The sequence below is a fragment of the Sulfitobacter brevis genome, from assembly GCF_900112755.1.
Taxonomy (GTDB): Bacteria; Pseudomonadota; Alphaproteobacteria; order Rhodobacterales; family Rhodobacteraceae; genus Sulfitobacter; species Sulfitobacter brevis.
Map to the genome: position 1 here is coordinate 156,161 of NZ_FOMW01000004.1, position 19,438 is coordinate 175,598.

Below are 19,438 nucleotides of genomic sequence, written 5' to 3' on the forward strand. Positions count from 1 at the left end.
CAATTGCAAGGAATGTCCGCGCAGGCCATGATCCCCGCGCCCCTGCGGGCGCAGAATGGAGAAGCCAATGCGTAAATTTCTGGTTGTGCTGGATGACAGTAAAGAATGTCTGAACGCGATGCGTTTCGCAGCCCTGCGTGCGGCCCACACCGGCGGCGGTGTCACAGTGCTCTCGGTCATTCCGCCTGACGAGTTTAACCACTGGATCGGCGTATCAGACATCATGCGCGAAGAGGCCCGCGAACGTATCGAGGTGCATTTCGATGTCTTTGCCAAATGGATGCGCGACAAACAGGGGGTGAACCCCGAATTGATCATTCGCGAAGGCGTACCGGTGGACGAGATCATCGCCCATGTGACCGAAGATCCCGACATCGGCGTTCTGGTACTGGGGGCCAGTGCCGACAAAAAGAAGGGCCCCGGCCCCTTGGTGACGCAAATGTCGCGCAGTGCGGGATCGTTGCCGATCCCGATTACCATTGTCCCCGGAGACATGAGCAAGGAGCGGATCGAGGCAATCACCTGATCCGCCTGCCCCTTATCTATCAGGCCACTGCAGCCGCTATCGAAGGCGCTGCATTTGCGTTATCGGCCGCCACCTCTCCTGCGCGCGCGCTCGTCTTGCGGGCAGGACGCACCAGCAGCGGGCAAGAAATTACCGCCATCAGAGCGAGCGCTGCCGCAATCACCAGACCGATGACGCTTGTTGTGGCCAGTTCTCGCGCGGGCGACAGCGCAGCAGTTACAAGAAAGCCAAGTCCGACTGGCCCCATGAGGGTGAATGCCACGCAGGTTAACATGCTCAACGCCGGAACGCGGGTCCAACGCGAGGGAACGGGCCTGCGGTGTGCGCCATACGCATAGGCAAACAGCAGCGCCGTCACTGCCAAAGTGCCAATACCCAACACGATATTCATAGTGCTCTCCGAGGAAGGGTGCAGCGCAGTCGAGACGGGCTTCCGGCCCGGCGACTCATGCACCAATGCGCGCAGATATACGCCTGATTTGTCGTTCCGCTAAACTTATTTTGCGCGGTTGGCAGCGCTTTGCCATGCGCCGCAGAATGCCTGCGCTCCCGCCCTTAGAATCGTTCCAAACCTTGACTTGCACGGCCTGAGCCCGCATATCAATCACAAGCCTAATTCAAGGAAACCTGTCATGTTTATCCAGACCGAATCCACCCCCAATCCGGCAACATTGAAATTCCTGCCCGGTCAGTCTGTTCTGGAAATGGGCACGGCTGATTTCCCGACGCCCGATACCGCTGGCGACTCGCCCTTGGCACAGCGCCTGTTTGCAGTCGAAGGTGTCGCTGGTGTGTTCTTTGGCATTGATTTCGTTACCGTCACCAAAGCCGAAAACATCGAGTGGGATCATATCAAGCCCTCGCTGCTGGGCGCGATCATGGAGCACTATCAATCCGGTCAGCCCGTGATGGCAGCGGATCACCAGCCCACCTCCGGCCATGCCGCCCACGAAGGCGAAAACAGCGAGATTGTCAGCCAGATCAAAGAACTGCTCGACAGCCGTGTACGCCCTGCCGTGGCACAAGACGGCGGCGACATCACATTCCACGGTTTCGAGCGCGGCGTTGTCTATCTGCACATGCAAGGCGCCTGCGCAGGTTGCCCGTCCTCCACGCTCACCTTGAAAATGGGCATCGAGAATCTGCTGCGCCACTATATCCCCGAAGTAACCGAGGTGCGTCCGGTTGCCTGACACGCCGCTGGTTCTGGGCTTTGACACATCGGCCGCGCATTGCGCGGCCGCTTTGCTGTCCGGCGACAAGATCATCGCCAGTGCGCTGGAGCCGATGGCAAAAGGGCAGGCTGAACGCCTCATGGTGCTCTGTCAGGAACTCATTAACGATGCAGGTCTGACATTTGGAGATCTGGACGCCATCGGCGTCGGCATCGGGCCCGGCAATTTCACCGGCATCCGCATTTCCGTCGCTGCCGCGCGCGGGCTGGCGCTGGGACTGGGCGTGCCCGCCGTCGGGGTCTCTAACTTTGACACGCTGCGTTATGGGGTAGCGGGACCCTGCGCCTGTGCCGTGGATGCGCGGCACGATCAAGTTTATTTGCAGATCTTTGGGAATGCCGAAACTAACGCACCGGTCCTCTGCGATGCCGCGACCCTACCACAATTTGACGGCCCGCTAATCGGTCAAACCGGCCAACCCGCAGCACTGCCCGTGGCCGAGGCCATCGCCCGTCTCGCGGCAGAGCGGTATCTGCACACCACCGAGCGCCCCGCGCCGCTATACTTGCGCGCCCCCGATGCGGCCCCGGCCCGCGACGCGCCGCCCGTGATCCTTCCGTGACAGCGGCAGATCTGACGGAGAGACTGGCCGAAATCCACCGCAGGGCGTTTGTCACCGAGCGGGCATGGCAGGCTGCCGAATTTGCCGACCTTCTGAACAACCGGTATGTGCAGGTTTTTGATGCTGCACAGGGTTTCGCGCTGACCCGCACGGTCGCGGGGGAATCAGAGCTGCTCACAATCGCGGTGGCACCGCCCCATCAGCGGCAAGGAATCGCCGCACGATTGGTGCAAGAATGGCTGGCTACACTGGAGGGCACCGCCGAGACCGCGTTTTTGGAAGTCGCCGCAGATAATACGGGGGCGATTGCGCTCTATCACGTTGCGGGCTTTGAAAAGGTGGCAGTCCGGCGGGGCTATTACCATCGCGGCGAAAGCGTGGCCGTGGATGCTTGGGTCATGCGCCGCGCGATTACCAAGGGTAAGGCACCAGATTCCCTCCCCTACGCGCCAGAAAGCAGTTGACCCTTCCCCCTAGCTGCGCCCTAAATTACATCTGATCACAAGATCGCGGGTAAAGGGCTATCAATGGCTCGACCCGCACTAAAAAACACGGGAGAATATCATGACCCTTATGACCAAATTTCTTGGTGCCGCCGCCGCTGTGGCGCTGAGCGCCGGTGCCGCGCTCGCCGAGCCTGCGCTGATCTTCGATCTGGGCGGTAAGTTCGACAAATCATTCAACGAAGCGGCCTTTAACGGCGCGAAACGTTGGGCCGATGAGACCGGCAACACCTTCCGCGAGATCGAGCTTCAGTCCGAAGCCCAGCGTGAGCAAGCGCTGCGCCGCTTTGCCGAAGCAGGCTCCAACCCGATCGTGATGACAGGTTTTGCCTTTGGCGATATCCTTAATCAGGTCGCACCAGACTACCCGGACACCGACTTCGCGATCATCGACATGGTTGTTGACCAGCCCAACGTGCGCTCGGTTGTGTTCAACGAGCATGAAGGCTCCTATCTCGTTGGCATGATGGCGGCCGAAGCCTCGAAAACCGGCACCGTCGGTTTCATTGGCGGCATGGACATCCCGCTGATCCGCAAATTCGCGTGCGGCTTTGCCGAAGGCGTCAAGGCGGTGAACCCAGACGCAACTGTGATCGCCAATATGACCGGCACCACCCCTGCCGCATGGAATGACCCCGTGAAGGGATCGGAATTGACCAAAGCCCAGATCAGCCAAGGCGCTGACGTGGTCTATGCTGCCGCTGGCGGCACTGGCGTAGGCGTGCTGCAAACTGCCGCTGACGAGGGCATTTTGTCCATCGGCGTCGACAGCAACCAGAACCACCTGCACCCAGGTAAGGTTCTGACATCAATGACAAAACGCGTTGATAATGCCGTGTATCAGGCCTTCACCGATGGTGCTGGCATGGAAAAAGGCTTTAACGTTATGGGCGTTGCCAACGAAGGCGTCGGCTTTGCGATGGATGAAAACAACGCCGATCTGGTCTCGGCCGAGATGAAAGCGAATGTCGAAGCGGCCGCAGCCAAAATCGCCGATGGCTCGCTCATGGTGCACGACTATATGTCCGACGACAGCTGCCCTGTTCTGGACTTTTAAGCGTGACGGCAAATGACTCGAGGGGGCAGCCGGAAACGGCTGCCCCTGCCATTGAACTCAAAGGTATTTCCAAAGCCTTTGGTCCGGTTCAAGCCAATAAAGATATCTCGATCCGCGTGATGCCCGGCACGATTCACGGGATCATCGGTGAAAACGGCGCGGGCAAATCGACACTGATGTCGATCCTTTACGGATTCTATAAGGCGGATGCGGGCGAGATATTCATCGCCGGACGCAAGGCCAACATCACCGACAGCCAAGCCGCGATTGCAGCGGGCATCGGGATGGTGTTCCAGCACTTCAAACTGGTCGAAAATTTCACGGTGCTTGAGAATATCATTCTGGGTGCCGAAGACGGATGGAAGCTGCGCCCTTCGCTGAACAAGGCGCGCAAATCGCTGGTCGAACTGGCCAAGGATTACGGGCTAAATGTAGAGCCCGATGCGCTGGTGCAGGACATCGGCGTGGGCATGCAGCAGCGTGTCGAAATCCTCAAGGCGCTGTACCGGCAGGCCGATATTCTGATTCTGGACGAACCCACGGGCGTGTTGACCCCCGCAGAGGCCGACCAGTTGTTTCGCATCCTCGGGCGGCTGCGCTCGGAAGGAAAGACGATCATCCTGATCACCCATAAGCTGCGCGAAATTATGGAGATCACGGACACCGTCAGCGTCATGCGCCGTGGCGAGATGACCGCGACTGTTCAGACAGCCGAGACCTCGCCCGCCGAACTGGCAGAGCTGATGGTGGGCCGTAAGGTATTGCTACGGGTAGATAAAACCCCCGCCACTCCGGGCGAGGTGGTGCTGGATGTCAAAAACCTAAAGGTCGTCGACGACAAGGGGGTCGAGCGTCTGCGCGGGATCAATCTCAACGTCCGCGCCGGAGAGGTTTTGGGCATCGCAGGGGTCGCCGGCAACGGGCAATCAGAACTGCTGGAGGTCTTGGGCGGATATCAGGACGGCACCGGCGAAGTACGGGTAAACGGCCAGTTGATCGACCTGACCGGCAAGAAATCCGACGGTCAGTCGCGCCGCGCACGGGGCATCGCGCATGTCCCCGAAGACCGCCAGCGCGAGGGCCTGATTATGGAATATCAGGCGTGGGAGAATACCGCCTTCGGCTACCACCGCGATCCGGCTTACAAGTCGGGCATCCTGATGGACAATGCCGCGATCCGCGCCGATACCGCCGAAAAGATGGAGCGTTTCGACGTGCGCCCGCCCAACCCGCGTCTTGAGGCCAAAAACTTTTCCGGCGGCAATCAGCAAAAGCTGGTGCTGGCCCGCGAAATAGAACGCAACCCCGACCTTTTGCTGATCGGCCAGCCAACCCGCGGTGTCGATATCGGTGCCATTGAATTCATCCACCAGCAGATCGTAGCGCTGCGCGATCAGGGCAAAGCGATCTTGCTGGTCAGCGTCGAGCTGGAAGAGATTCTCGCTCTCAGCGACCGCATCGCGGTGATGTTTGACGGCAAAATTATGGGCGAACGCCTGCCCGACCAGACCGACGAGAAAGAATTGGGCCTGTTGATGGCGGGGATCACCGACACCGACCGCGATCACAGTGTCGAAGAGGTCGAGGCCAATCTCGCCCACGCCGGCGGTGACACCAGCAAGGAGGTATAAGATGGACGTGATGCCCAAATGGGCCGAGGTGATCCTCGTGCCGCTGATCTCGCTTTTGCTGGCGGCTGCGCTCTCGGCACTGGTAATTCTGGCGATCGGCGAAGACCCGGTGGCCGCCGTCAAAATGATGGTTACCGGCGCGTTGGGGTCGACCTATGGCTGGGGCTACACGCTCTATTACGCGACCAATTTTATGTTCACCGGCCTAGCGGTGGCGATCGCCTTTCACGCGCGTCTGTTCAATATCGGCGGCGAAGGTCAGGCGATGCTGGGCGGTCTTGGCGTGGCGCTGGCCTGTCTTTATATCCCTTGGCCGCATTGGTCGCTGGCGCTGATCGGTGCGGCTGTGATGGCAGGGCTTTTTGGCGCTGTCTGGGCCGCGATCCCCGCGTGGCTGCAAGCCAAACGCGGCAGCCACATCGTGATTACCACGATCATGTTTAACTTTATCGCTGCTGCTTTGCTGAACTATGTGCTGGTGAACCTGTTGCGCCCGCGCGGTCAGATGGATCCGGCAACAGCGCGCTTCCCCGAAGCCACAAACCTGCCGACGTTACATGAATTGCTGGCGCCCCTTGGCATCGAGTTCTCGAAATCCGCGCCTGCGAACGTATCTTTTTTGGTCGCTGTCGCGGCCTGCTTTGTCCTTTGGGTACTGATCTGGCGCACGCGGCTTGGCTATGAAATCCGCGCTTATGGCCATTCCGAGTCTGCTGCTAAATATGCGGGTATTTCGCCGGTGCGGATCACCATGATTGCAATGATCATCTCCGGTGCGCTGGCCGGAATGATGGCGATCAACAATGTCATGGGCGAGGCCGAAAGGCTGGTGCTCAACTCGACCGAGGGGGCAGGCTTCATCGGCATCGCTGTGGCGCTGATGGGGCGGTCGCATCCGCTCGGCGTGTTTTTCTCTGCCATTCTCTTCGGGTTCTTGTATCAAGGTGGTGCAGAACTCGCGCTTTGGACGTCGATCCCCCGCGAGCTGATCGTGGTCATTCAGGCTTTGGTAATCCTGTTTACCGGTGCGTTGGATAATATGGTGCGGATGCCGCTGGAGCGGTTTTTCCTCATGGTTCGAACCCCGCCCAAGCCTGAGCGCAAACCGGTGGAGCCTGCGGAATGAGCACACTCACCTTGCCCCGTCGAAATCCACCTTGCACCACTACATTCTCTGAAACGGGCGGGGTCTGACAGATGGATTATATGACACTGATCCAGCTGCTTGATTCTACAGTTCGTCTGGCCACGCCACTGCTTTTGGCCTGTCTGGCCGGGTTGTTCAGTGAACGTGCCGGTATTTTTGACATCGGCCTTGAGGGCAAAATGCTGGCCGCTGCGTTTTTCTCGGCCGCCGTCGCATCGCTGACAGGTTCAGTCTGGATCGGCCTTTTGGCGGGTATCGCCGCATCAATGTCGCTGGCCGCGCTGCACGGTGTCGCCTCGATCACTTTCCGCGGCAACCAATTGATTTCCGGCGTCGCAATCAACTTTCTCGCAGCGGGGCTGACAGTGCTGATCGCGCAGGATTGGTTCAGCCAAGGCGGGCGCACGCCGTCGTTGATGGGCGGCGCGCGGTTTGAGGGCATCACCCTGCCCGGCGCTGATGCGATCGCCGATGTGCCGGTTATCGGCCCGCTCTACGCTGAGCTGATTTCCGGCCATTCGATCTTGGTTTACATGGCCTTCGCTGCTGTGCCGCTCACGTGGTGGCTGCTCTATCGGACGCGGTTTGGCCTGCGCTTGAGGGCCGTTGGCGAAAATCCGGCGGCTGTGGATACGGCAGGCGTCTCGGTCGTCGGGCTACGCTACGCTGCCGTGGCCATCTGCGGCGTGCTTTGCGGGATCGCAGGCGCTTATCTCTCCACGGCTTTGCAGGCGGGATTTGTCAAAGACATGTCTGCTGGGCGCGGATTTATTGCGCTGGCTGCCCTGATTTTTGCCAAATGGCGGCCTTGGTACGCGCTTTGGGCGACGCTGCTATTCGGCCTTTTTGGCGCGTTGGAAACACGGCCCGACGTCATAGAAAACGTGATCGGTTTTAAGGTTCAGGGCCAGCTTTTGGGAGCGCTTCCATACCTGATGACAGTTGTGATCCTTGCCGGTTTTGTCGGCAAAGCCATCCCGCCACGCGCGGGCGGCGAGCCCTACGTCAAGGAACGCTAAGCCATTATCCGCGCGCCTTAGCGCTGAAACCTGGGTGAATAACGGCCTCTGTTTGCTGCAAAGCAGCAAGCAGAGTTGATTTCGTAATCGGACCTGCCTAACAGGAGTGTTATGCAAATCTACCTGCCCATTGCTGAGATTTCAGTGAATGCCTACCTCATTCTGGGGTTAGGTGGGCTTGTCGGCATTCTGTCCGGTATGTTTGGTGTGGGTGGGGGTTTTCTGATCACCCCGTTGTTGTTCTTTGTCGGTATTCCTCCTGCGGTCGCCGTGGCCACCTCCACCAACCAGATTGTTGCATCGTCATTCTCCGCTCTGCTGGCGCATTTGAAACGGCGCACTGTCGATTTTCGCATGGGTTGGGTGCTGCTCATCGGTGGCTTGATCGGCTCCGGCCTCGGGGTGATCGTCTTCAACATGCTGCGCGCACTTGGCCAAGTCGATCTGCTGGTGAAGCTTTGCTACGTTATCTTTCTGGGTGTGATTGGCGGCTTGATGTTTATCGAGTCGCTGAACGCAATCCGCCGAACCCGCAAGGGCGGGCGCGCGACACTGCGCAAGAAGCACAACTGGATTCACGGATTGCCATTCAAGGTACGGTTTCGGGTTTCCGGGCTTTATATCTCTGTGATCCCGCCGCTGATGGTGGGGGTTCTCGTTGGTATTCTGGCGGCAATCATGGGCGTTGGCGGCGGGTTCATCATGGTCCCCGCAATGATCTATCTGCTTGGCATGCCCACGAAAGTAGTGGTGGGCACCTCGCTGTTTCAGATCATATTCGTCACAGCCTTCACCACGATGTTGCACGCGACGACGAACTACACGGTCGATATCGTGCTCGCGGTCTTGCTTCTGGTTGGCGGTGTGATCGGTGCGCAGGTGGGCACGCAAATCGGTATGCGGATGAAGGCCGAGCAGTTGCGAATTCTGCTCGCGTTTCTCGTGCTTTTGGTCTGCGGCAACCTCGCGCTTGACCTGCTGCTCCAGCCCGATGAGCTTTTCTCCCTCAGCCCTGTGGTGATAAAATGAGGCGGCTGGTCGTTGGCCTGCTGCTTGCTGTCGGCCTTGCTGTTTCTGCCAATGCGGAAGAAGAAATTGTATTGGGGCTCAGCCAAGCCGAAGTGTCGATCAGCACCAATTTCAACGGGTCCGAGATCCTGATCTACGGTGCGGTTAAACGCGAAACGCCGGTGCCCCAAGGCGCCCCGCTCGAAGTGGTCATGACAGTCTCTGGCCCCTCGCTGCCCATCAACGTCTGGCGCAAGCACAAGCGTTTTGGCATCTGGATCAACACCGAGGCCGTTGAGGTCGATCGCGCCCCAAGCTTTTATGCGGTGGTGACCAGCGGCCCGCTCGATCATGTGCTGAAACGGATCGAAGACCTACGCCACAAAATCTCGATCCCGCGCGCTATCAGATCGGTCGGCGCGCCAATGACGATCAAGGACTCCACAGCGTTCACCGAGGCACTGATCCGCATCCGAAGCCGCGCCAACCTGTATCAGGTGATCGAGGATGGCGTGAAAGTTGACCAGCAAACTCTATTTCGCGCCGCAATTGCCCTGCCCGCAGCCCTGACCGAAGGCGATTACATCACCCGGATCTTCCTGACCCGCGGCGGCACCGTCGTGTCGCAATACCAGACTGTGATCGACGTGCGCAAAGTTGGGATGGAACGCTGGCTATTCAACCTGTCGCGGGAAAATGCGTTTCTTTACGGTCTTTTGTCATTGGTCATCGCGATCGCGGCGGGATGGGGCGCCTCAGCCGCGTTCGCACTGCTGCGACGCTAAGAACTTCGCGTTTCTGCCCCATTAGCCAGCGCAAACTTCGGCCAGCGTCGTCACCCTAGTCTAGCGCATCGACAGGCGCATCCAGCTTCAGCAGCGCGGCGGGTGCCGCCCTAAGGTCATCAATTTCCAACGGTCCGGACGGCTTTGAAAGACGATTGCGCACAACCCAAATTAGCCGCTCCTGCGCGCGCGTGATCGCCACATAGGCAAGCCGCTTCCACAGCGGCTGTCCTGCCTCACTGCGTCCCATCCGCGCTGCGATAGCGAGATCGGGCGCAAAGACCTGAACAGTTTCCCACTGACTGCCTTGCGCCTTGTGGATGGTCACAGCAGCCCCGTGCAGAAAGGTAGCCCCCATGCGCGCGGCGAAGGGGATAAACGGCTCTTCTTCGTCTGGCTTTTCAATCTTTACGATGCTCGCCGCGCTGATCTGCGGATCTTCGGCTCCCATCACATGCAGGCGACTAAACCCGGGCTTGCGCCCTTCGCCCAGATAGATGACCTGCGCACCTTTGATCAGGCCTCGCGCCTCCAGATCAAGCCGCTTTTTACGATGTTTAAGCGGCAGCTCCAGCCCGTCACATATCAAGGGCTCGCCCTGCAAAAGCGCATCTTCCGGGGCGCCGTGCACCGCGCGAAATGCATTGATCAGCCGGATCCGCGTCGCGTTGCGCCACACCAAAACTGGCGAGCGTGCCATCAGATCAACCTCGACCCTTTGGCCCCATACCACGCGATCATCCCGTGCTGCGGCCTGCTCGATCATCCGCTCGAAGGCCTCGAAAGTCAGCTCGGGATCGGCAAGCGTGTGGGCAAGATCCAGGATCGGGTTGCCAGCATCCTGACGGTGAATACGGCTCAGCGTCAAAACCCGCTTTTCGGGCAGCTTTTCGAATACCATCGTTCCTGATTGCTTCACGGGCGCCAACTGGGCCGGATCGCCAAACAGCAAAAGCGTTGGAAAGATTTCCTTCAGATCTTCGAACTGCTTGTCATCCAACATGGAGGATTCATCGACAAACCCGATATCCAATGGCTCTTCGCGACGCTTCCACCCCGTGATGAAATCGCTGCCCCGCAAGCCCGCCGCCGCAAGGGCACCGGGAATGGATTTATTATTCGCATAGAACGCGGCCGCGCGATCCAGAGCGATTTCGGTCATCCCCTCGACGACAGGCCGTTCACCCGATCCCGCCAGCCACTCGGCCATACGTTCGTATTCCGGATCATAAACCGGCGTGTACAATATACGGTGGATCGTCGTGGCCGGCACCCCGCGCAGCCGCAACACACTCGCAGCCTTATTGGTCGGCGCGAGAATGGCCAAGGTGCGCTTGTCTTTGCGCTTGCGGCTTTCATAATCGCCCGAGACGATCTCGACACCGACCGCTTGCATCGCTTTATAAAGCTCGGCCAACAACAGCGTTTTGCCAGATCCGGCTTTGCCTGTGACAGCCATGACCTGATTTGCGCCACCGGCTGGCGGCATCAATAGACTGTCCTCCAAATCGACGCCCGCATGGCGCAGCATTGCCGCCACATCATCAAATGCGGCGGCTTGGTCTTGCGAATATGTAACAGTTGGCAAACTCATCCGGTGACACTACGCGAGCGCCGGTCGGGGGGCCAGATAGGTTCAACCGGTTTTTGACCATTGCCGCGGTGCTGAGCATCCGAACGCCTGATCAAACCAGAACCGCGACTGTGGCAACGAGACCCCTGCCCGCGCAGCGATTTTCTGCTGCATCGTCTCTTCAAACTGCCACAACCCAACGCTGATCCGCGCGGGGCCGTCCCCTTTGCTGCCCAGAACCTCTGGTGATGCCCCGATCATCCGGTAGATACGGACCATGCGGGCATCAAAAACTCCGACGAAATGTTCAATGGCGAAACCTTGCATGATCTCGGCACCGCCTAACATCAACGCAGCCGCGACCGAGCCACCTGCATTTCGAGACAGGCAGAATCTTGTGCACTCCCAGATCAGCGGGCTGCGCACTGGGCCCGTGAGTAAATCGGCAAAATGGTCATTAACCATCACCGGCCCCGTCGTCGGCAAGAATCTCATGGAGCCGCCATGGGAGCCATCCGGCTGTTCCCAAATCACATAGAGCGGGTCAAGCGCATCATAGCGGTCTCGCTCCTCGCCCCGCGCATCGACCTCGACCTCCCACCCCAGCCTTGTCTTGAACTGGTCGGCGCGATCACGAAACATGCCGCGCGCCAACTTTGGAAAGGAGCATAGTTCGGAGCCGTAAAGATATCATAACATTGTGTGCCCTCATGCCAATATGGAAGGCTGACAGAGCTACATCATTGCGACTTAATGCTTCCGGACCACAACGCACGCTCCACCCCCAATCAGGCAACACCAGAGCGGTGCAGCTTTTTTAACGGTGACGAGCCCCCCGGTTACACGACGATCATCCCACGGCTCAGCGCCCGCGCAACGGCATGAGTGGTATTCAACGCGCCCAGTTTGTACCGCGCACTTTCGATATAGACCCGCAAAGTATGTTCGGAGATTGAAAGCGTATCTGCGACCTGTGCACGGCTGTAACCAACAGCAATCAACGTCATGGCGTCTATCTCTCGCGGGCTCAGTGCACGCGATTGGCCCGGGGCGCGATCCGGTTCCAGTGCCAGCGCCTTTTCATTGAAATAATGGGCAACAAGGATCAGCGTCCGCCGGTGGGTTTCGGTAAACTCGGCCCAAGTGGCATCGTCGCAGGAGTGATTAACCGAGAATAGCGCGAATTGCCCATTGGGCCCCGCACTGGTACGGAATACCCTTGATTGCCCAATCCATATTTTTCGCTTTCCTGACGAAATTCCCGAGCGCCTTTGCCTGACCAATCCAGGCGTTTCCACTCGACCGGATGGAAGCGCTGGTAGCACCCGATAACCACCGGATCGACCCGTAAGTAATTCTGCTCCACATAGCGCTGCTGCCATTCCTGCGAATACGTGCCACAACCGAACTGCTCGCCGGCCGAGTCCACCCAGTGATAGGCAATGTGGGCGATAGCAAAACAATCCCGCAGCGCGACACTCGCGGTCTGCATTGCGTCAAGCGTATCGGCCCGCTCAAGCGACTCCAGAATTAATTCCTTTTTCGGCTGTATACCCATACGTATCGCCCGCTTTCCTTTTCTCTGCGGCAGCGATCTCGGTCAGGGCAATTATTGCGGTATCGTCCAATTGCTCAGCGAGCTTGGGAAGATCATTTGATACCGCGAAAACCCTCAGATCGGCCAGAACATCCATAATCCAGTCATTTCGCATACCAAACTCTCCCCTAATTGGTTAATTTTCATATAACACAAGTATAACGCGAATTATTTTTTCCGATATTCGCGTATTACCGCTCCCCCGAAATAGCGGGGTCGTGATCCTTTAAGTGACTGGTTAAGAACTTGCCCGTTTTCCACAAAAAAAACCCGCGAACCAACTGGTGATTCGCGGGCATTGTTCCATGGTCAAAACAAACAAAAAGTTAACGGTAGTTACCGCCGTGCATCCAGTGCATCTTCGAGTGTTCTCAGGCCCGTGGTCGGGGCCTGCACCAGCACTGACATATTGCCCGGCTTGTGTTCGTTGCGGCGCATTTTCACGTGTGCCTGAGGCAGATCAGCCCAAGTAAAGACCTCGGACATGCAGGGGTCCAAACGCCGCTCCAGCATCAATTTATTTGCCGCTGATGCTTGTTTGAGGTGGGCAAAATGCGAGCCCTGCAAACGTTTCTGGTGCATCCACATATACCGTACGTCAAAGGTTAAGTTAAAGCCGCTGGTACCGGCACAGATCACCACCATGCCGCCCTTTTTCACGACGAAAGTAGACACAGGGAATGTCGCCTCGCCGGGGTGCTCGAACACCATGTCGACGTTGACACCCTTGCCGGTGATATCCCAGATCGCTTTGCCGAACTTACGGGTCTCGTCGAACCACGTTTTGTATTCCGGCGTGTTCACTGTGGGGAGTTGCCCCCAGCAATTGAAATCCTTGCGGTTGAGCACACCCTTCGCGCCCAGATCGAGCACAAACTGGCGCTTGCTTTCGTCACTGATAACCCCGATGGCATTCGCGCCTGCGGTGTTGATCAACTGGATCGCATAGGACCCCAGACCACCCGACGCGCCCCAAACCAGCACGTTCTGTCCGGGCTTGAGGTCATGCGGCTCATGGCCAAACAGCATGCGATATGCGGTGGCGAGCGTCAGCGTATAGCACGCACTTTCTTCCCACGTCAGGTGCTTGGGGCGTGGCATCAACTGCTGGCTCTGCACGCGAGTGAACTGGCTGAAGGACCCATCGGGCGTCTCGTAGCCCCAGATTCGTTGGCTCGACGAATACATCGGATCGCCGCCGTTACATTCCTCGTCGTCGCCATCGTCCTGATTGCAGTGAATCACCACCTCGTCGCCGACCTTCCAGCGCTTCACCTTGTCACCTACCGCCCAAACGATGCCCGAGGCATCCGAGCCCGCGATGTGATAAGGCTGCTTGTGGCCGTCGAACGGGCTGATCGGCTGACCGAGCGAAGCCCAGACGCCGTTATAGTTAACGCCTGCAGCCATCACGAGGACAAGCACGTCCTGGCTATCGAGTTGCGGGACGTCGACGACTTCTTCGAGCATTGCTTTATCCGGCTCGCCGTGGCGTTCGCGGCGGATCGCCCATGCGTACATCTGTTTTGGCACATGGCCCATCGGGGGCATCTCGCCCACTTCGTAAAGGTCTTTTTCCGGCGCATCATACTGCGCAATGGTGGTATCAAGTGCCATAGGGGCCTCCTGCCTTCAGACTTTCGTGCCGCAATGCAGAATCGCAGCGTATGCAGGATGGAATATGAGGTAACGCGCAATAATGCAACATCTGACGGTGCGTTATTGTAATTTTATGACCCTGCAGTCGCAGCATCGGCCTTCGCTGCCGCAGCATTCAACGTTGAAAAATGCGAGATAGAATTTGCATAGAACTGCAGTACCGCCCTTTGCTCAGGGACTAGCTCCCAACCCACATCGGTCTCGCGAATGATCCCCCGCGCCGCTAACCCTGCGGCGGCCTCCTGCACGGCCTCGGCAAGCTCTGCCAGCGTCGGAACGATATTATCGGCAGGCAACTTTGCGACCAGCGCTCTGGATTGCGCTACCAGTGCGTCTTTGCCGACCGCCTCACTCTGCAACAACAGATGCGCCACCAATGGCACAGCTGGCACGGGCATTGCCGCCTCGATCCGCTTCATCAACTGCGCCGAAAGGTCTTCGATTTGGACGTCTGGCCCTGCGTCGCGCAAAGACAAAGGCGCCCCGAAGGCCACCGCTGCCGTGCCAAACCGCGTATCTTTGCCCCGCGCCCGCTGCCAGAATTTGCGGAGAATGAATCCGACAACGACACTGATCCGTGCCCCGAACCGGCGATCGCCACGCGCGTCGGCGGCAATAAGCACGCGATCTTCCAGAACTCGATCATAGTTAATTGCCACAGGGACAAACACCACATCCCGCTCGGCGGTGGGGTCAAACCCTTCGACAACATAGGCCAGAAGTCCCATCTTGGGCGGCTGCAACCGCCCGTTCAAGCTCAGCCCGCCTTCGGGATAGATCGCTTGGGTGACGCCGCCTGCGGTTGCCAGCTGCACATAGCGCGACAGAACCTTACGATACAGCGCACCGCGCGACCGCCGCCGGATGAAATACGCCCCCATTGATTTGATCAACCGGCTCAGCGGCCAAACCCGCGCCCACTCCCCCACTGCATAGCTGAGCGCGGAAGACCGCGCGGCGAGATAGGTCACCAGCACATAATCCATGTTGGACCTGTGGTTCATAATAAACACGACAGTGGCATCCTTGGGGATCGCGGCAAAGGTCGCGTCATTGGTATCAGCAGTTTTGATGCGGTAAACTGCATTGCCCAACAGTTTGGCGACGCGGATGCCGAAACTGAAATAGGCAAAGGCCGAAAAGCTCGGGACGATCTCTCGGGCATACTCGCGGGCTTTTTGGAAACCGACATTCTCGGGCACATCATGCTCGCGGGCGTAATTCACGATCTCGCGGGTGACCTCCGGATCATAGATCAGCCGCTGGATCATGTCGTGGCGCCGCGCCAGCTTGAAAGGCTCAATCGGGCGGGTCAAACGGGTATTAAGCCGCGCTACTGCTTTCTCCAACCGTCGTCGGAAAAACCACCGCACCGACGGCAGCAGAAAGTGGCTTAACGCCGTGACTGCGGCAAAAAGCACGATCAGGATAAACAGCCAGAGCGGCATTTGCACAGTTTGCGTCATACGCCGACAGTGACAGCATTCCGCCGCGCGGTAAATCCTGCGCAAGCTCGGCGATTGACCCGCCTCTGCTACGCGTCCCGCGCAACGGCGTTAGCTCCCGTTCGGTAACTTCACCGTATTGAGTAATGCCCGCATCGCGCTTTGATCGACCTCAATAATGCCGCGCCGCGGTCGGTCAAGGTCAACGATCAGGAACACCAGTAACACGATCAGCGTCAACATAAGATAGACTGGCGTCGCAGGTTTGGAGCCATTGGTCCCGGACGAGAACCCCAGCATCGCCCCTGAGAGGACAAAGGTGACGAAGAGCATGTACAGCACGATCTCCGGCACATGGCGGTCGAGCGCTGCGTTACGCGACGCTAGGGCATCAATCATGTCATTCAGCGAGGTCGCAAATGACACGTTGGCCGGACCACCGGGATCTTGAACCCGCGCCGAAGCCAAGGCCCAGACTTTGTCAAAAGCGGCTTCGGCATTTTGGGTTAAACGGGCACGGCGCTGGACCTTGTCGGCGGAGACTTCGCCAGCTTCGACCCGCAACCGCAGATACCGGCGCAAGTCTGCTTTCGCAGCCACTTGATCCTGTGCTGGCAGGAAATCGGTGCGCAACCACGCTGTTCCAATTGCATTCGCCTCACTCACTACCGAAGCCGAGCGTGCATCATGCCGCGCGAGCGCCAGCGAAAAGGTAAAACCAAGCAGCAGGGCCAGAAGCCCGAGTAACGACCCCTGAACTGCGGTAGTTTGCGAACGGGTTTGTTCGGTCTCGCGCGATTGCCGACCTGTGCCCGCACGGTAGCCAAGCCACATGGCAAGAAGCATCGCCAGCAGAAGTACGATTGCAATAATCGGGGTCGGGATATCGTACATCAGGTCACCACTTTTCATCGGCTACGCCACGGTTTCTATCCAACTGTGCCTAGCCATGCATTGCTGACAGGTCAAATATAACGCCACGATATGCCGCAATGCAGCGAATTGACAGTTGACTAAAATTTCACGTATCAACCCACTAACGCAAGAATATTACGCAACCAATAACAAGGGTGTTCCCATGTCGCAGCCGTCAAAAGACCACAGCAAGCCAGCCACAGACCGCCCTTGGTTGATCCGCACCTATGCGGGACATTCGACCGCTGAGGCCTCCAACGCGCTTTACCGCGCGAATTTGGCGAAGGGGCAAACCGGCCTCTCGGTGGCCTTCGATCTGCCGACGCAAACCGGCTATGACAGTGATCATATCCTGTCACGGGGCGAGGTCGGCAAAGTCGGCGTGCCTGTAGGGCATCTGGGCGACATGCGCGCGCTATTCAAGGATATCCCGCTAGAACAGATGAACACTTCCATGACGATCAACGCCACCGCGCCTTGGTTGCTGGCACTGTATATCGCGGTGGCCGAGGAACAGGGCGCAGATATATCGGAGCTGCAAGGCACAGTCCAAAACGACTTGATCAAGGAATACCTCAGCCGCGGCACTTATATCTGCCCGCCTGCTCCATCGCTCCGGATGATCGCGGACGTGGCCGAATACTGCTATACTCACGTGCCCAAATGGAACCCAATGAACGTGTGTTCCTATCACCTGCAAGAGGCGGGCGCGACGCCCGAGCAGGAACTTGCCTTTGCGCTCGCCACCGCCACCGCCGTATTGGACGCGCTGAAACCAAGGGTGCCTGACGCGGATTTTCCGGCATTGGTCGGGCGTATCTCGTTCTTCGTAAATGCCGGCATCCGGTTCGTTACCGAGATGTGCAAAATGCGTGCCTTCGTCGACCTCTGGGACGAGATTTGCGAAAAGCGCTATGGCGTATCCGATCCAAAATATCGTCGCTTTCGCTATGGCGTGCAGGTCAATTCTCTGGGTCTGACCGAACAGCAACCCGAGAACAACGTTTACCGTATTTTGATTGAAATGCTGGCCGTGACGCTTTCGAAAAAGGCCCGTGCCCGTGCTGTGCAGTTACCAGCGTGGAACGAAGCCTTGGGCCTGCCGCGCCCGTGGGACCAGCAGTGGTCAATGCGGATGCAACAGATTCTCGCCTATGAAACGGACCTGCTGGAATTTGACGATCTGTTCGAGGGCAATCCGGCAGTCGATGCGAAGGTCGAGTTGCTTAAAGATGGCGCGCGGGCAGAACTGGCCAATTTGGACAATATGGGCGGCGCAATCTCTGCGATTGATTATATGAAAGGCCGGTTGGTCGAGTCGAATGCAGAACGATTGGGCCGGATAGAATCCGGCGAGACGGTCGTGGTCGGAGTGAACCGCTGGCAACAGGGCGAACCATCGCCGCTCATGACCGGTGACGGCGGCATCATGGTCGTGGACCCTGCTGTAGAGGCGCAACAAATCACGCGGCTTGATGACTGGCGCGCTGAACGCGATGCCGCAGCAGTAGAGAAGGCATTGACAGAATTACGCGCCGCAGCTGCCGAAGGGCGCAATGTGATGCCCGCATCAATCGCAGCTGCCAAAGCGGGTGTGACAACTGGCGAATGGGCCGCACAGATGCGCGCGGTACACGGCGAATACCGCGGCCCGACAGGCGTAGCGTCAGGCCAGTCCAACAAAACCGAAGGGTTGGACGACCTGCGTGCCGCCGTAGATGCCGTGAGCGACCGGCTGGGGCACCGGATGAGGTTCTTGGTCGGCAAACCCGGCCTCGACGGTCACTCCAATGGCGCGGAACAGATCGCGGTCCGGGCGCGCGATTGCGGAATAGATATCGCCTACGAGGGAATTCGCCTCACCCCTTCCGAGATTGTGGCCGCTGCAAAGATTGAAACCACCGACGTTGTTGGCCTTTCAATTCTATCTGGATCGCACATTCCATTAGTCAAAGACCTGATGGACCAAATGCGCTTGGCGGGATTGGGCCATATCCCCGTTATTGTCGGCGGGATCATCCCCGAGGCCGACGCAGCCCGTCTCCGGGAAATGGGAGTAGCACGGGTTTATACTCCCAAAGATTTCGAACTGAACACCATCATGTCGGACATTATTACCCTCGTGGACCCCGAAACAATCGCCGCCCAGTAGAAGGCTGACACAAATTTGTTGATGCCATGTTAATGACCGTGCGGTACATTCGGGTAATAGCAATTAGTAATGACGGGTAATCTAATGGAAATAGACCTTAAATCGATGAACAGCAAAGAGCTTGAAAAGCTTTTATCCGATGTGAAGAAGACATTGGCGTCGACACAGGCACGTGACCGAAAAGAGGCGCGCAAGGCTGCGCAGAAAGCTGCAGCGGAATGGGGCTTTTCGCTCTCGGATATCTCCGACGACGAGAAGCCACAGGTCAAGCCTAAGAAAACTAAGGCAAAATCCTCAAAGCCTAAAGCTGCATCAAAACCTCAGTTCGCCAATCCGTCAGATGCCTCTCAAACTTGGACAGGAAAAGGGCGCCAGCCCAACTGGTATCGAAGCGAGATCGAGAACGGTAAATCACCGGACGATATGCGCATCTAACTTAGCTTGTGAAGTTTATTATCCCGATGCGAACCAATATAGAATCGGGTAAAAAAATCTTCATCAATAATATTTGGAACGGGGCCTGTGATAGCAGGCCCCGTTTTAATTTAACAACCTCTAGGTGCGCAGATAGCAACCCATTCGAGCATAAATGGAAGTTTAAGAGGTCAATTTAGCAAGGTGCAA

The 19,438-nt window shown here is 57.9% G+C and carries 19 protein-coding genes and 1 pseudogene; 12 read left to right on the plus strand and 8 right to left on the minus strand.

Going from position 1 to position 19,438, the window contains the following annotated elements:
• Positions 1-67 precede the first annotated feature (67 nt).
• Positions 68-526 carry a universal stress protein gene (locus BM174_RS06785; RefSeq protein WP_093923092.1) on the plus strand — a complete coding sequence of 153 codons (459 nt, stop codon included), beginning with the start codon at positions 68-70 and terminating at the stop codon, positions 524-526.
• A gap of 19 nt (positions 527-545) precedes the next feature.
• Here the strand turns inward: BM174_RS06785 and BM174_RS06790 are convergent, their stop codons facing one another.
• Positions 546-917: a hypothetical protein gene (locus BM174_RS06790; protein WP_093923093.1), complete on the minus strand. Its 372-nt coding sequence runs from the start codon at positions 915-917 to the stop codon at positions 546-548.
• A 241-nt stretch (positions 918-1,158) separates the two neighbouring features.
• Here BM174_RS06790 and BM174_RS06795 point away from each other — a divergent pair, with 241 nt between their 5' ends.
• The 9 genes from BM174_RS06795 to BM174_RS06835 all read left to right on the plus strand — a co-directional run bounded on the left by BM174_RS06795 (position 1,159) and on the right by BM174_RS06835 (position 9,473).
• Positions 1,159-1,719 carry a NifU family protein gene (locus BM174_RS06795; protein ID WP_093923094.1) on the plus strand — a complete coding sequence of 187 codons (561 nt, stop codon included), beginning with the start codon at positions 1,159-1,161 and terminating at the stop codon, positions 1,717-1,719.
• Positions 1,712-2,323, plus strand: coding sequence for a tRNA (adenosine(37)-N6)-threonylcarbamoyltransferase complex dimerization subunit type 1 TsaB (gene tsaB, locus BM174_RS06800; RefSeq protein WP_093923095.1), 612 nt, complete (start codon positions 1,712-1,714; stop codon positions 2,321-2,323). Before BM174_RS06795 ends, tsaB begins: the two co-directional genes overlap by 8 nt.
• On the plus strand, positions 2,320-2,787 hold the full coding sequence (locus BM174_RS06805; protein ID WP_245766287.1) for a GNAT family N-acetyltransferase: 468 nt from the start codon (positions 2,320-2,322) through the stop codon (positions 2,785-2,787). Before tsaB ends, BM174_RS06805 begins: the two co-directional genes overlap by 4 nt.
• Positions 2,788-2,887: 100 nt before the next feature.
• On the plus strand, positions 2,888-3,883 hold the full coding sequence (locus BM174_RS06810) for a BMP family lipoprotein (protein WP_093923096.1): 996 nt from the start codon (positions 2,888-2,890) through the stop codon (positions 3,881-3,883).
• A gap of 2 nt (positions 3,884-3,885) precedes the next feature.
• Complete coding sequence (locus BM174_RS06815; RefSeq protein WP_093923097.1) at positions 3,886-5,514, plus strand: ABC transporter ATP-binding protein; 1,629 nt, start codon at positions 3,886-3,888, stop codon at positions 5,512-5,514.
• 1 nt (position 5,515) lies between these two features.
• Entirely contained in the window at positions 5,516-6,640 is a 1,125-nt protein-coding gene (locus BM174_RS06820; RefSeq protein WP_093923098.1) for an ABC transporter permease, read from the plus strand.
• Positions 6,641-6,711: 71 nt separating this feature from the next.
• Positions 6,712-7,680 carry an ABC transporter permease gene (locus tag BM174_RS06825; RefSeq protein ID WP_093923099.1) on the plus strand — a complete coding sequence of 323 codons (969 nt, stop codon included), beginning with the start codon at positions 6,712-6,714 and terminating at the stop codon, positions 7,678-7,680.
• Positions 7,681-7,791: 111 nt separating this feature from the next.
• Entirely contained in the window at positions 7,792-8,709 is a 918-nt protein-coding gene (locus BM174_RS06830) for a sulfite exporter TauE/SafE family protein (RefSeq protein WP_093923100.1), read from the plus strand.
• Positions 8,706-9,473, plus strand: coding sequence for a TIGR02186 family protein (locus tag BM174_RS06835; protein ID WP_093923101.1), 768 nt, complete (start codon positions 8,706-8,708; stop codon positions 9,471-9,473). Before BM174_RS06830 ends, BM174_RS06835 begins: the two co-directional genes overlap by 4 nt.
• Positions 9,474-9,528: 55 nt before the next feature.
• Here the strand turns inward: BM174_RS06835 and BM174_RS06840 are convergent, their stop codons facing one another.
• The 7 genes and pseudogenes from BM174_RS06840 to BM174_RS06865 form a co-directional block, all read right to left on the minus strand.
• Positions 9,529-11,067: an AAA family ATPase gene (locus tag BM174_RS06840; RefSeq protein WP_093923102.1), complete on the minus strand. Its 1,539-nt coding sequence runs from the start codon at positions 11,065-11,067 to the stop codon at positions 9,529-9,531.
• Positions 11,068-11,109: 42 nt separating this feature from the next.
• Entirely contained in the window at positions 11,110-11,688 is a 579-nt protein-coding gene (locus BM174_RS06845; RefSeq protein WP_093923103.1) for an acyl-homoserine-lactone synthase, read from the minus strand.
• Between the two features lie 197 nt (positions 11,689-11,885).
• Positions 11,886-12,604 (minus strand): annotated as a pseudogene (locus BM174_RS06850) (helix-turn-helix transcriptional regulator).
• Entirely contained in the window at positions 12,561-12,740 is a 180-nt protein-coding gene (locus BM174_RS20785) for a hypothetical protein (RefSeq protein ID WP_177209435.1), read from the minus strand. Before BM174_RS20785 ends, BM174_RS06850 begins: the two are co-directional and overlap by 44 nt.
• 239 nt (positions 12,741-12,979) lie before the next feature.
• Positions 12,980-14,260: a crotonyl-CoA carboxylase/reductase gene (gene ccrA / locus BM174_RS06855; protein WP_093923104.1), complete on the minus strand. Its 1,281-nt coding sequence runs from the start codon at positions 14,258-14,260 to the stop codon at positions 12,980-12,982.
• 113 nt (positions 14,261-14,373) lie between these two features.
• On the minus strand, positions 14,374-15,768 hold the full coding sequence (locus BM174_RS06860; RefSeq protein ID WP_093923105.1) for a 1-acyl-sn-glycerol-3-phosphate acyltransferase: 1,395 nt from the start codon (positions 15,766-15,768) through the stop codon (positions 14,374-14,376).
• A gap of 90 nt (positions 15,769-15,858) precedes the next feature.
• A complete protein-coding gene (locus BM174_RS06865) occupies positions 15,859-16,659 on the minus strand; it encodes a bestrophin-like domain (RefSeq protein WP_143092430.1) in 801 nt (266 codons plus the stop codon).
• Positions 16,660-16,825: 166 nt separating this feature from the next.
• On the opposite strand from BM174_RS06865, the gene BM174_RS06870 reads away from it, so the two are divergent.
• Together BM174_RS06870 and BM174_RS06875 are read left to right on the plus strand one after the other, a co-directional pair.
• Complete coding sequence (locus tag BM174_RS06870; protein ID WP_093923107.1) at positions 16,826-18,814, plus strand: protein meaA; 1,989 nt, start codon at positions 16,826-16,828, stop codon at positions 18,812-18,814.
• An 84-nt stretch (positions 18,815-18,898) separates the two neighbouring features.
• Positions 18,899-19,249, plus strand: a complete 351-nt coding sequence (locus tag BM174_RS06875; RefSeq protein ID WP_093923108.1) for an H-NS histone family protein — start codon at positions 18,899-18,901, stop codon at positions 19,247-19,249.
• Positions 19,250-19,438 lie beyond the last annotated feature (189 nt).